The sequence below is a fragment of the Terriglobales bacterium genome (assembly GCA_035561515.1).
Classification (GTDB): Bacteria; Acidobacteriota; Terriglobia; order Terriglobales; family Acidobacteriaceae; genus DATMXP01.
In genome coordinates this window covers 178,865-191,019 of the sequence record DATMXP010000027.1, presented here as the reverse complement: position 1 = coordinate 191,019, position 12,155 = coordinate 178,865, and the positions used below count along the sequence as shown (strand labels likewise).

12 protein-coding genes and 1 tRNA gene are annotated in these 12,155 nt (G+C 57.4%); 3 read left to right on the top strand and 10 right to left on the bottom strand.

Annotation, left to right across the window (positions count from 1 at the left end):
• Positions 1-52: 52 nt before the first annotated feature.
• The 10 genes from VN577_13600 to VN577_13555 all read right to left on the bottom strand — a co-directional run bounded on the left by VN577_13600 (position 53) and on the right by VN577_13555 (position 7,369).
• Complete coding sequence (locus VN577_13600) at positions 53-646, bottom strand: dihydrofolate reductase family protein (protein ID HWR15856.1); 594 nt, start codon at positions 644-646, stop codon at positions 53-55.
• A gap of 141 nt (positions 647-787) precedes the next feature.
• Positions 788-1,243: a 50S ribosomal protein L9 gene (gene rplI, locus VN577_13595; protein HWR15855.1), complete on the bottom strand. Its 456-nt coding sequence runs from the start codon at positions 1,241-1,243 to the stop codon at positions 788-790.
• A gap of 82 nt (positions 1,244-1,325) precedes the next feature.
• Positions 1,326-1,676 (bottom strand): 30S ribosomal protein S18, encoded by a 351-nt coding sequence (gene rpsR, locus VN577_13590; GenBank protein ID HWR15854.1) that lies wholly within the window; start codon positions 1,674-1,676, stop codon positions 1,326-1,328.
• A 67-nt stretch (positions 1,677-1,743) separates the two neighbouring features.
• Positions 1,744-2,175, bottom strand: coding sequence for a 30S ribosomal protein S6 (gene rpsF, locus VN577_13585; protein HWR15853.1), 432 nt, complete (start codon positions 2,173-2,175; stop codon positions 1,744-1,746).
• A 16-nt stretch (positions 2,176-2,191) separates the two neighbouring features.
• Entirely contained in the window at positions 2,192-2,797 is a 606-nt protein-coding gene (gene pth / locus VN577_13580) for an aminoacyl-tRNA hydrolase (GenBank protein ID HWR15852.1), read from the bottom strand.
• Positions 2,798-2,886: 89 nt separating this feature from the next.
• Positions 2,887-3,597: a 50S ribosomal protein L25 gene (locus VN577_13575; protein HWR15851.1), complete on the bottom strand. Its 711-nt coding sequence runs from the start codon at positions 3,595-3,597 to the stop codon at positions 2,887-2,889.
• Between the two features lie 22 nt (positions 3,598-3,619).
• Positions 3,620-4,705, bottom strand: a complete 1,086-nt coding sequence (locus tag VN577_13570; GenBank protein ID HWR15850.1) for a ribose-phosphate pyrophosphokinase — start codon at positions 4,703-4,705, stop codon at positions 3,620-3,622.
• Positions 4,706-4,756: 51 nt separating this feature from the next.
• Positions 4,757-4,830, bottom strand: a tRNA-Gln gene (locus VN577_13565).
• A gap of 192 nt (positions 4,831-5,022) precedes the next feature.
• Positions 5,023-6,015 carry a hypothetical protein gene (locus VN577_13560; protein ID HWR15849.1) on the bottom strand — a complete coding sequence of 331 codons (993 nt, stop codon included), beginning with the start codon at positions 6,013-6,015 and terminating at the stop codon, positions 5,023-5,025.
• Between the two features lie 43 nt (positions 6,016-6,058).
• Positions 6,059-7,369, bottom strand: coding sequence for a sorbosone dehydrogenase family protein (locus tag VN577_13555; GenBank protein HWR15848.1), 1,311 nt, complete (start codon positions 7,367-7,369; stop codon positions 6,059-6,061).
• Between the two features lie 123 nt (positions 7,370-7,492).
• Between VN577_13555 and VN577_13550 the strand changes: the two genes are divergently transcribed.
• The 3 genes from VN577_13550 to bamA all read left to right on the top strand — a co-directional run bounded on the left by VN577_13550 (position 7,493) and on the right by bamA (position 12,117).
• Positions 7,493-7,954, top strand: a complete 462-nt coding sequence (locus tag VN577_13550) for a DinB family protein (GenBank protein HWR15847.1) — start codon at positions 7,493-7,495, stop codon at positions 7,952-7,954.
• Positions 7,955-9,034, top strand: a complete 1,080-nt coding sequence (locus tag VN577_13545; protein HWR15846.1) for a Gfo/Idh/MocA family oxidoreductase — start codon at positions 7,955-7,957, stop codon at positions 9,032-9,034.
• Positions 9,035-9,168: 134 nt separating this feature from the next.
• Positions 9,169-12,117, top strand: a complete 2,949-nt coding sequence (gene bamA / locus VN577_13540) for an outer membrane protein assembly factor BamA (GenBank protein ID HWR15845.1) — start codon at positions 9,169-9,171, stop codon at positions 12,115-12,117.
• Positions 12,118-12,155: the final 38 nt, after the last annotated feature.

Here is a 12,155-nt window from a genome sequence, read left to right as displayed (position 1 = left end):
GAAACGGAGGATTGTAACAAAGAGGTCAATTGCTAGTCGGTGTCACAGAATTTCATTTCCGGCCGGCTGCCTTGGCTCGCGCCTTCTTAGCTTTCGATTTCGAGGAAGACTTCTTCGCGACGGGAGCAATGTTGTATTGGGTCTGGACTGCTCCGCCTTTCGAGCTGCGGGTTCTGACGTGCTCGAGCCTGATGTCTTTCGCTAAGGAACCAAAAAGTGGGATGCCTTTCCCGATCAGAACGGGCACGCGAGTGACGGTCATGCGGTCGATGAGGCCGGCGGCGAGAAAGCGCTGGATGGTGATGCCGCCGTCGATATAGGCGTGCTCGAAGTTTTGCTTTTCGAGCTGCTTCACGACGTCGGCGGGTCTGCCGGACATTTGCTGGATGACAGCGCCTTTCAGTTTCGAAAAATCGAGTTTGCGGCGGCTTAGTACCACAACCGGCTTCTTGCCGTAGAACCATCCTCCAAACCCGCGTACGACTTCGAACGTTTTGCGGCCGATCACAACGACGTCCACACTGTTATAGAACGCATGGAAACCGAGTGGCCCGCCTTCACCAGTGCCATGGAGGAAGTCGAGTTTGTGATTGGGACGGGCGAGAAAGCCGTCGACGCTGATGCCGCAGAAGACCGAGCACTTCATGCGAAGAGAGTCTACTGGAAGAAGGCACGTAGTGGTTAGTGGGTAATGATCGAAAAAAGACGAAGCCGCTCGAAGACGAGCGGCCCCAAATGCTTCGCGAGTCGTTGACCAACGACTAACGACTAAAAACTAACGACTGTTTTACTGCGCTTCTGCTTCCTTCGCGACCGTGACCTTGATTGATGCCGTCACTTCGCGGAACAACCGGAGCGCCACATTGAAATCGCCGAGCGTCTTGATCGGCTCGTCGAGTTGGATCTTGCGGCGGTCCACGGTGAAACCCTGCTTCTCGAGTTCAGCCGCGATGTCCGACGACGTAACCGAACCGAACAACTGCTCGTGCTCGCCCGAACGGCGGACCAGCGTGATCGACACGCCATCGAACTGCTTCGCCAGCGCCTCGGCATCGGCTTTGTCCTTCTGCGTCTTGCGGACCGCAGCGGCCTTCATCTGCTCGATCACTTTCTTGTTGCCTGCCGTCGCCTCAATCGCGAGCTTCTTCGGCAGCAGGAAATTACGGCCGTATCCGTCGGCGACCTTTACCACATCGCCGCGGTGGCCAAGCTTTGGAACATCTTCTTTCAGGATGACTTCCATCTCATGACTCCGATCTTGATGTATGCCGCCTGCACGGCGGCGCTGCCATGGCGGAACTCCGCCACGCGTAAACCAAAATGCGCTACTGGCGCTGTCCGAACGGCAGCAGGGCGATGTTGCGGGCCTGCTTGATCGCCCGTCCGAGCCGACGCTGATGCGGCGTGCAAACTCCGCTCAACCGCCGGGGAACAATCCTTCCGCTCTCGGCAACAAACTGTCCGAGCAGCCGGAAGTCCTTGTAATCAATCGCGTCAATCTTCTCGGTGCAGAACTTGCACACCTTCTTGCGGCGGAAATACTTGCGCGGCTCGCGCGCGCCACCCGGGCCGCCGGGGCCGGTGCGTGGCGGACGTCCACCCTGCGGACGTGCTCCACCTTCCGTCGTTGTCGTCACGGCTGGTGCCTGCGGTTGGTCGTTCACTTCGTCAGCCATAAATCTCCTATTTCTCTTTCGCCCGTGTGGGCTTCAAATTCGTTGTGCACCTTCGGTGCAAGGGTTCTTACGCCTGGGCTGGTGCTTCCGGCGTGGGCTCCGCGCTGGCCTGCACCTGCGCGGCTTCGGCTGCCGCCGCTGCGGCGTGCGTGCCCTGTCCACGACGATGTGCATCCCGGATCTTCTTCACCTTGTCGAGGCGCTTCTGCTCTTCGTCGACGCGCACGGTGATGAACTTGATCACCGGTTCCGTCACGCGCAGGCGGCGCTCCACTTCGCGGATCGCCGAGCCCGGACCTTCAATCGTCACCAGGATGTACAGTCCGTCTGCAAAATTCCGGACCAGATAGGCCAAGCGGCGCTTGCCCATGCGCTCGACGCTCTTCACCGTTCCACCGGCGGAGGTGATCTGGTTCTCGACCGTCGAAATTACCTTGTCCACGTCTTCGTCCGCCATGTCGGGACGAACGATGAACATGAGTTCGTATGTGCGATTCATTCTTGTCTCCAATCCTTTACTTTCCCGCCTCGGCGCTTCCTGTCTCTTCCGATTGCGCCTTGCGGTTAAAACGGTTCATCGCTGCCTGCGCCCCGTCGGTAACGATCGCCATCACCGCGTCCGCCGCTGTATCCAGCAACAGGTCAACCGCCTCGTACTGCGACTTCTTAAACTGCGCCAGAACGTATTGGGCTGCGTCGCGCACCGGATGTTCCGGCGCGATGCCCATTCTCACGCGCGTAAACTGATCGGTCCCAAGCGCGCCAAGAATGCTTTCCAATCCGTTGTGGCCTGCCGTCCCGCCGCGCTGCTTGATGCGAACCGTGCCAAACGGCAAATCGAGTTCGTCGTGCACCACGATCAGGTCGGCGGAAACATCGACTTCGTACTTTTCCACCAGTTCCCGCACCGCCTGCCCGCTCAAGTTCATGAACGTTTCCGGCTTGGCCAGCAAAACGTCGTGCGGACCGATCCGCATGCGCCCTGTCTGTGCCCGGCAGTGCCGGTTGTTCACCGTGACCTTCTCGCGTTCTGCCAGCAGGTTCACGGTAAGAAAACCAAGATTGTGGGGCGTGAGTTCGTATTCCACACCCGGATTTCCAAGCCCCACGATCAGTTTCATATCTCTCAACCACAAAGGTCACTGGGTTCCACCGAGGATGCTCCAGGGCGGAAACCCCAGAACATCTTCGTGCCCTGTGTCCTTGGCGGTTACTTCTTTCCCTTCTCTTCCTTGGCCGGAGCAGCGCCCTCTTCGGTCTCCTGCTTGCCCTTCTTGATGACTTCGGGCTCGGCCGGAGCAGCGCCAGCGGCAGCTTCTGCGCCTTCCGCGGGAGCGGCTTCCACCACTTCCTTCACGGCGATGACGTGTGCGACCGGCTGGTCTTCGTCCGTCAGGAACTTCAGCTTGCCTTCGCCATGCGGTAACTCGCTGACGCGCAGCACATGACCGAATTCCAGGTGCGAAACGTCTACGTCGATGTGCGGAGGAATATCGCTGGGCAAACACTCAACTTCCACTTCACGCAGCACCTGCTCCAGAATTCCACCCTGCGTCTTCACGCCGATCGGATCGCCCTTCAGCACGACCGGTACCGTGACTTTCAGCTTCTGGTCCATCGCGATCCGCTTCAGGTCGATGTGCAGAAGCGAACCCTTGATCGGTTCCGTCTGCCAGTCCACGATCATCGCTTTCGTCTTTTCGCCCTCGAGTTCCAGGTCGAAAATCGTGTTGTGACCCGAATCGGACTTCAGGATGCGGAACACCTGCTTTGGATCCACAGCCACCGATAGTGGCGCTTTGCCCGCTCCGTATACCACTGCGGGGATGGAGCCGCTCTTGCGCAGACGACGCGCTTCGTTTTTACCGCGGCTCTCGCGTCCGGCGGCCTTCACATTGAAGCTCTCTATTGCTGTAGCCATAACTTGATTCCTTTAGCGTCTATCAGACAAAAAGTTTGCTGACCGAAGTCTCTTCGTGAATCGACTTGATCGCCGAGCCAATCAGGCCTGCAATCGACAGCACCTTGATCTTCGGCTCGTTACGTCCGGCTTCCGTCAGCGGAATTGTGTTCGTCACCACTACCTGTTCCAGCACCGAGTTCGCGATGTTCTGGATCGCCGGGCCGGAAAGTACTGCGTGTGTTGCACACGCGAAAACTCGTTTTGCTCCGTTCTGTTTCAGCGCAGCCGCTGTCTTGCACAAAGTGCCTGCGGTATCGATGATGTCGTCCAGAATTACGCAGGTCCGGCCTTCCACATCGCCGATCACGTGCATCACTTCCGTCACATCCATCGCTACACGGCGCTTATCGACAATCGCCAGCGCGCTATCCATCTTCTTCGCAAAGAACCTTGCGCGCTCCACGCCGCCCGCATCCGGCGAAACAACCGTCAAATCCGGCAACGCCAGCTTGCGGAAATAATCCACCAGCACCGGCGACGCAAACAGGTGGTCCACCGGGATGTTGAAAAATCCCTGCAACTGCGGCGCATGCAGGTCCACAATCACGGCGCGATGCGCACCGGCCGTCGTCAACAGGTCGGCAATCAGCTTCGAAGAGATCGGCGAGCGCGGCTTGTCCTTGCGGTCCTGCCGTGCGTACCCGAAATACGGGATCACCGCCGTAATGCGCCGTGCCGACGCGCGCTTCAACGCGTCGATAAACAACAGCAACTCGATGATGTGCTCGTCCACCGGATGCGATGTCGGCTGCAGGATGAACACATCCGCACCGCGCACGTTTTCCAGCAACTGCACGTAGTTCTCGCCATCCGAGAACCGCGTCACCAGCGATTGCCCGCGCTCCAGGCCGAGGTAATGGCACACTTCGTCCGCCAGCCCGGGATTCGCGGTTCCGGAAAAGATCTTGAACTTTTCATCGATCCGGCGCTGTTGGGGTTTGCGTTCTTTGGACTGAGCGTGCTCGTCCTTCTTCTCTGCGGTGGTTGCCGCCGTCGCCATAGCGTCCGCCCTTGCGGTCGTTTGACCAGGATTGGATTGCTTTGCCAATTCAGGAGCCGTTGACATGAGAATTCAGAACCGCTTTCCTTTGACCCAATTTACCTTGACCCTAAAACCTGGCTGGGCGGCTAGGATTCGAACCTAGACAAAGTGCTCCAAAGGCACTTGACCTACCATTAGTCGACCGCCCAGTAATACTCATCTGCAAACGCCAAAACCATTCTCGACCCGGGGTCCCCGACGAGCGCGCAGCGCTTGGCGGGGTGGAATGGCACTTGACCTACCATTAGTCGACCGCCCAAAAGCATTTGGTAATTTCGAAATTTGGTAATTCGGTAAATTGGAGAACTGTCGTGACGTTTTTCAATTACCAAATCACTAAATCATTCGAACATCCTCTGCCAGTACTCTGCTCTGGTCAGTGTGCTTGTGGCCCGCGCCGGTACGCCATCCGCATTCAGCTTTGCCGCCGCATTCTCGGCAGCTTCCGCCTCATCGAACAGTCCATACAGAGCGGAACCAGAGCCCGACAGGGACGCATAACGCGCACCTTCGCGCTCTAACACACGCTTCACGTCACGCAATTCGGGATGCTTAGGAAAGACGACGCGTTCGAAGTCGTTTTCGATCCCGGCACGGACGAGGTCGAGAAGCAGTGTCTCGGCCCGGTCCCCACTCGCAGTGGGAACACCGGTTGAGGTACCCATCAGCCAGCTAAATGCAGCTCGACTGAACGGCTTAATTGTATCGGAGCCGGTACTCTGCGTCAATTTAGACAATTTCGCGGGATCGCGCGCCGGCCCCTGCGTTGCAAATTTCTCGTCCCACTCCGCGAAAGCTTCCGGAGTTGATACCGCCCGATCAGGTGTCACCAGCACACACGCAATCGGAGGCAGATCCTGCAATGGGAACACCTGCTCTCCACGTCCGATGCCCAGGATGGTCCCCCCCACCAGGAACAGCGGCAGATCCGAACCCACCTCTGCCGCAATATTCAACTTGTCTTCCGGCGAAAGCGGCTCTTTCAGTTCCTTTTCCAGCGCCAGCATCGTTGCCACCGCATTCGACGAACCCGCCCCCAACCCGCCTTGCACCGGCAGGTTCTTCTCAATCGTGATGGTCAGCTTTCCGCGCTGCCTCACCTTCCGCAGGACACGTTCAGCTACCCGGTAACAGGTATTTGTCTCGTCCGCCGGAACTCGCGGATCTTTGCACCGGATTTCGATCCCCGTGCCCTTTCCCATCTGCACGCGAATCGTGTCGTAGGCATCCACCGTCTGGTAGACGGTCAGCAGGTCGTGAAAACCATTGTCCCTTCGCGCCCCGATACACAGGCCGATGTTGATCTTTGCATATGAGCGCGCTGTAACTGGCATAACCCTTGATTGTACAGGCATGCCCTACGGAGCGCCGGGCTCGTTACTTCTGGTAACTCACCCTCCAGATCACCTTTCCTCCATCGTCCGAGACCAGCAAGCTTCCATCCTTCATCACCGCTACTCCCACAGGCCTGCCCCACACATCGCCATCCTGCGTTACGAAACCTGTCATGAAGTCCCGATACTCACCGGTTGCCTTTCCATTCTGGTCCACCGGAACAAAGATGACCTCGTATCCCGTCCTTATCGCCTTGTTCCACGATCCGTGCTGTGCCGCGAAAATTCCGCCACGGTACTCCGCCGGAAACTGCTGCCCCTGGTAGAACAGCATCTGCAACGACGCATTGTGCGGCTGGACCAGCACATCCGGCACAATCACCTTGTTCTTCAACTCCGGATGCTTCCCCTTATGCCGCGGATCCTGGTTCCCGCCGATGTAGTACCACGGCCATCCGTAGAACCCGCCGTCCTGCACATGCGTGATGTACTCCGGCGGCAGGTTATCTCCCAACTCGTCGCGCTCGTTTACTGATACCCAAAGTTGCCCGGTCTTCGGGTGCACCTCGATTCCCACTGCGTTCCGGATGCCGGACGCGTAAATCCGCCGCCCCGATCCGTCCGGACTCATTTCCAGGACTGCCGCCCGTTCATGCTCAACCGGATTATTGTCCGTATCGTCCACGTTCGAGTGCGAACCGACCGACACATACATCTTCTTTCCATCATTTGAAAAAACTATGTCTCGCGTCCAGTGACCACCACCACGCAGACGACCTCCACCCGGCAAATCCGCGATTTGCTCCGGCTTACCCGTCGCCTTCAGATCGCCAGCCTTATACGGAAACCGCACCACCGAATCCGTGTTCGCCACGTAGACCCACTGCGGGTTAGGTCCCGGCGGATAGAAGTTGATCCCAAACGGCTGCTTCAGTCCGGTCGCATAGACTTCCGTCTGCTGTGCCTTGCCGTCATTCGTCACGCCACGAAAGACCTTGATCTCCCCTGCTCTGCTCTCGGCCAGGAACACGTCTCCGTTCGGCGCCGTTCGCATCAACCGCGGATTCTGTAATCCCGTGGCGAACAACTCCACCTTGAAACCGGCCGGCACTTGTGGCCACGCTTTCGCTGGGCGGTCGACCTGGTCGGGCCCGTTATCGACAGACTTCGTGACATACGGTGCCGGAAGATCTGCGGGCGTGATCTTGTGAACTGTTCCCGGTTTTTGCGTGCGGTAGTCAGAGAATGGCGACTTCGAAGCAGGGCTGTCAGCAGCATTGGACGTACAGCCAACACCAGCCACCAGCAACAGAACTAAAGCAATAAAGGCGAAAGGGCGCTTGCAGACGAACATTCAGCAGGTCTCCAACACAGGTTTTCGATTCCTGTATCGGATGCACTCAGCTGCCTTCACGAATCTTTAATACCGCTGCTCGGCGCTTTCCTAACCCTTTGCCCCGCCATTAACATGGTGCGCATGTCCGAAATCGACCGCATCGTTGACCAACTCGACCGCGCCTTCGACGGCGACGCCTGGCACGGCGATCCTTTGATGAAGATCCTCGACGGCATCACCGCCCTGCAGGCTGCCGCTCATCCCGTTTCGAATGCCCACTCAATTTGGGAAATCGTCCATCACATCCGCGCCTGGAAAGTCGCCGTTGTCACACGTTTAAGCGGACAGCCGATGGAACTTTCTCCCGCACAGGATTGGCCAGCCGTCACAGACACCACCGACTCCAGTTGGCGAGACTGCATCAGCGATCTTCGCAAGAAGCACGAAGCATTCATTCGTGCCGTGCGAGCATTCCCGGACGCGAAGCTCTCTGACAACGCACCAAACCGCGATCACAGCTTCTACGTTCTGCTCCAGGGAATGGTCCAGCACGACCTCTATCACGCGGGACAGATCGCAATCCTGAAGAAGGCGGTCAGCTAGGTGGCAAAAACGAAAGTCGCAGTCATTGGCGCCGGAGCTTTTGGCAAAAACCACGGGCGCGTATATCACGAACTTCGGCAGGAAGGTTTAATCGACTTCTGCGGCATCGTAGACTCCGACCTCGGCCGCGCGCAGGAGCAGGCATCCAAGTACGGCGTCTCCGCGTTTTCCTCCGTCGCTGCCCTTTTAAAAGCCGCTAAGCCCGATGCCGCCTCCGTTGCTGTCCCCACCATCCATCATGCTGCCGTCGCTCGCCAACTGATGGAAGCTGGTGTCGATGTCCTGATCGAAAAGCCGATCGCTGCCACACTCCAGCAGGCCGATGAAATCCTTGAACTGGCCGCCCGACACAACCGCATCGGCATGGTCGGGCATCTCGAACGATTCAATCCCGCCGTGCGTGCCACCGTCCCGCTGTTGAATCACCCGATGTTCTTCGAGGTCCACCGTCTCAGTGTGTTCACTCCTCGCGCGCTCGATGTGGACGTCGTTCTCGACCTGATGATCCATGACCTCGACATCGTCTTGTCCTTCGTCCCCTCCCCCGTGAAAGAAATTCGCGCCGTCGGCCTGCCGATCCTTTCTCCGAAGGTGGACATCTGCAACGTCCGAGTGGAGTTCGAATCCGGATGCGTCGCCAATTTCACCGCCAGCCGCGTCAGTACCGAACGCGTTCGCAAACTTCGCTTCTTCCAGAAACGCCAGTACATCTCCGTTGACTACGGCCGGCAGGACGTTCTCGTCTTCACGGTCTCGAAAGGATCCAGTATGCCTGTCCCGATGCCCGCAACCATTCCCGAGCATCCGGGTTTGTTGGGCTCAGCGGATCTGGCCGCCGCTCGGCAATTGTTTTCCGGTGCGGCGGTTCTCGCGCAATCGGGAATCAAAATGGAAAAACCTCCCGTCGCGCAGGAAGAGCCGCTGAAAGCAGAGTTGAAAGCTTTCTTGCAGGCGGTGCAGGACCGTTCGCGGCCCGTGGTAACACTGGAAGAAGGACGTCGCGCTCTCCAGTTGGGACTTGCCATCCTGCAGCAGGTTGAAGAGCACACGAAACGCTTCGGCTTGCACGATTTGGACTAGGGTGTGGTAACCGCGACTCAGTCGTGGCGATCTCACCACAGATTTCCATTCGTCCCAATCGCGTAAACGGTTTAATTAGCAGGAATTTGGCGTGATAAACTGCTGCACTTTATAATTCACATTTCCTTCATCACGTGACCCGAGGTTGTCTTATTCCTAGCTTCCATCTGTCGCGAAGGGAACCGGCGCGTTTCTATCGCACCCTCGTCCCTAATTTAAGGCTGAACTCTCCCGGTATTGTTTCCCGGTTGTTGGGTCTTTTTCTCGTTCTGATCCTCTTTGCCGGATTTGCCTTAGCACAGCAGGAGGTAATCACCGAAATTGTGCCTCACGGCAACCGCCGTATTCCCGGCGAAACGATCCGTGCCCGCATGTTCAGCAAGCCCGGCGACGTCTACGATCAACAGACACTCGAACGTGACTTCAACTCCCTCTGGAATACCGGCTACTTCGAAGACCTTCGCTTCGAACGTGAGCAGAGCGATAAAGGCTGGATCATCCACGTCTACGTGAAAGAAAAACCGACTATCCGCGAAATCAAGTATGTCGGCCTGAGTTCCGTAGCCCAGTCAGATGTCCTCCAGCGCTTCAAGGAACGCAAAGTCGGACTCACCCAGGAAAGCCAGTACGACCCAACCAAGGTCAAGCGTGCGCAGGTCGTCCTTCAGGCATTGCTTGCGGAACACGGCCGCCAGTTCGCTACTATCACCCCGGAAGTTCGCCCCATTCCTCCGGCCTCAGTGGGCGTCACCTTCGTGATTAAAGAAGGTCCCAAGGTCAAAGTCGGCAGCATCAAGTTCGAAGGCAATAAGAAGTTGGGCTCTCGCGAACTCCGCAGGGCGATGAAGAACCTGCGGCCCATCGGCATTCCGAGATCCATTTTCCTTGAGAATCTTTTCTCGAAAACCTACGACGCAAGCAAGCTGAACGAAGACGCCGAACGCGTTCGCGATGCCTACCAACAGAAGGGCTACTTCAAGGCCCTTGTTCAGGATCCGAAAACGAAGATTCGCGATGTCGGTGGTGTGGCCTGGTACTTCCCCTTCAAGCCTCGTCACGGCAAGGTCGTGGACATCACCATGCCCGTCGAGGAAGGGGATCGCTTCCGCCTGAAGGAAGTCAAGTTCACCGGCAACAAAGCCATTCAGGATCTCGCGTTGCTTCGACGTCAAATCCCCATGAAGGACGGCGAGATATTCAACGTTGAGAACCTTCGCAAGGGCATCAAGAACCTCCGCGACGCCTACACCGGAATTGGCTACATCAATTTCACCCCGGTTCCGAATACCGACATCGACGACGAAAAGAAGCTCATCACCGTCACCTTCGACCTCGACGAAGGCAAGCAGTATTCGGTCCGGCGCATTGAGTTCAAGGGCAACACCACCACTCGCGACAAGGTAATCCGTCGCGAATTGGCTCTTGAAGAAGGCGGCATCTACAACGGCAAGCTTTGGGAACTCAGCTTGCTCCGCCTCAACCAGCTCGGCTATTTCGAACCTCTCCAACCGGAGCAGGATTCGGAAGTTAAGCAGGACAATCAGAACGCCACGGTTGACCTTCTGCTGAAGGTAAAGGAAAAGGGCAAGAACTCCATCGGCCTCAATGGTGGTGTCAGCGGTCTTTCCGGATCGTTTATCGGAATCACCTACGAGACCAACAACTTCCTGGGTGTCGGCGAAACTCTGACCGTTCAGGCCTCCGTTGGCGACCGCTCGCGGAACATTCTCTTCGGATTCACTGAGCCCTATGCGTTCGACCGTCCGCTGCAGTTCGGCTTTACGGTGTTCAGCCGCCGGTTCGACTACAACTACGCGAAGGAACTCCAGATCGCGTCCGGCGTTCAGCAGAACTTCAATGAAGCGATCCTGAACACACTCCAGAACTTCAGCCAGTCCTCGACAGGTTTTACAGTCTCCGCCAGCTATCCGTTGCGGCGCTCGTTCACCCGACTCGGACTCACCTACGCCTTCGACAACTCCTCCGTTGAAGTATTCAGCGATGCCTCACGTCTGTACTTCCAGACGTTGAGTTTCCGTACCATCTCCGGACCCGACTCGCTGAAAGGTGTCATCACCAGCAAGGTCATTCCCAGCATCTCGCGGAGCACCATCGACCATCCGCAACAGCCGCATTCCGGAAAGAGCTTCTTCCTCGCAAGCGAAATCTCAGGTCTCGGCGGCAACGTCGCATCTATTCGCCCGATCTTCGAATGGAAACAGTTCATTCCGATGAAGGGCATCAAGCCGCGCATGAAAGAACCGTACGAAGCCCGGCAGACTCTCGGCTATCGCATTCAGGCCTCGTTCCTGAGCGGTTATGCCGGCAAAGTTGCGCCCCCCTTCGAGCGCTTCTTCTCCGGTGGCGAGAACGACATCCGCGGCTTCGACATTCGCTCAATTTCGCCGTTGGCGTATTTCGTCGAGAAGGTGGACGCTCCCTACTTCTCTCCTGACGATCCGTGCCTTACCAACCCAGGTGTTCCTTGCAGCGGCATCCCGCTCGACCCGAACAACCCGCGTCGCGGAAGTCAGACGGTACCCATCCCGGTTCGCCGCCTCATTTATCCCGGCGGAGACACCAACATCATCGCGAACCTCGAGTACCGCATTCCCATTGCCGGCCCTGTCACCCTGGCGACCTTCGCCGACTTCGGCCTGAATATGGCTCTGCGTAACTCTCAGTTGAAGGTGAACGACGAGCAATTCAATACGCTGCAAACCACTAGTTTCGGGTGCCCGGTTGTTGACGTCAATTTCAAGTGTGTCGGCATCGGCAACCAGTCCTTTAACCAGGAACTCCAGATCGTTCCCGGAACCAACTTTGTGCCGCGCATGTCGACCGGACTCGAACTTCAGGTCATCATGCCCGTCGTCAATGCACCATTCCGTATCTACTACGCGTATAACCCGCTGCGCCTGAACACGTTCATCACCACGCCCAGCACCATCACTCGTAACATGTTCCCGGCCACCGGCGCGGGTGATGTCAGCTACGCTCAGGCAATCGCAAACTACGCCCCCGGATACTCCATACTCGAACCCCGCAAGACACTGCGGTTCACTGTCAGCACCACGTTCTAAACAGACTCGCATCACAAAAGCCCTGCGCGAATCACGCA

What these genes read in the sequence shown, in the direction of transcription:
- VN577_13570 (HWR15850.1), bottom strand. Translation starts at nt 4,705, where the DNA reads ATGTCAACGGCTCCTGAATTGGCAAAGCAATCCAATCCTGGTCAAACG.
- VN577_13555 (HWR15848.1), bottom strand. Translation starts at nt 7,369, where the DNA reads ATGTTCGTCTGCAAGCGCCCTTTCGCCTTTATTGCTTTAGTTCTGTTG.
- VN577_13575 (HWR15851.1), bottom strand. Translation starts at nt 3,597, where the DNA reads ATGGCTACAGCAATAGAGAGCTTCAATGTGAAGGCCGCCGGACGCGAG.
- VN577_13560 (HWR15849.1), bottom strand. Translation starts at nt 6,015, where the DNA reads ATGCCAGTTACAGCGCGCTCATATGCAAAGATCAACATCGGCCTGTGT.
- pth (HWR15852.1), bottom strand. Translation starts at nt 2,797, where the DNA reads ATGAAACTGATCGTGGGGCTTGGAAATCCGGGTGTGGAATACGAACTC.
- rpsF (HWR15853.1), bottom strand. Translation starts at nt 2,175, where the DNA reads ATGAATCGCACATACGAACTCATGTTCATCGTTCGTCCCGACATGGCG.
- rplI (HWR15855.1), bottom strand. Translation starts at nt 1,243, where the DNA reads ATGGAAGTCATCCTGAAAGAAGATGTTCCAAAGCTTGGCCACCGCGGC.
- rpsR (HWR15854.1), bottom strand. Translation starts at nt 1,676, where the DNA reads ATGGCTGACGAAGTGAACGACCAACCGCAGGCACCAGCCGTGACGACA.
- VN577_13550 (HWR15847.1), top strand. Translation starts at nt 7,493, where the DNA reads ATGTCCGAAATCGACCGCATCGTTGACCAACTCGACCGCGCCTTCGAC.
- VN577_13600 (HWR15856.1), bottom strand. Translation starts at nt 646, where the DNA reads ATGAAGTGCTCGGTCTTCTGCGGCATCAGCGTCGACGGCTTTCTCGCC.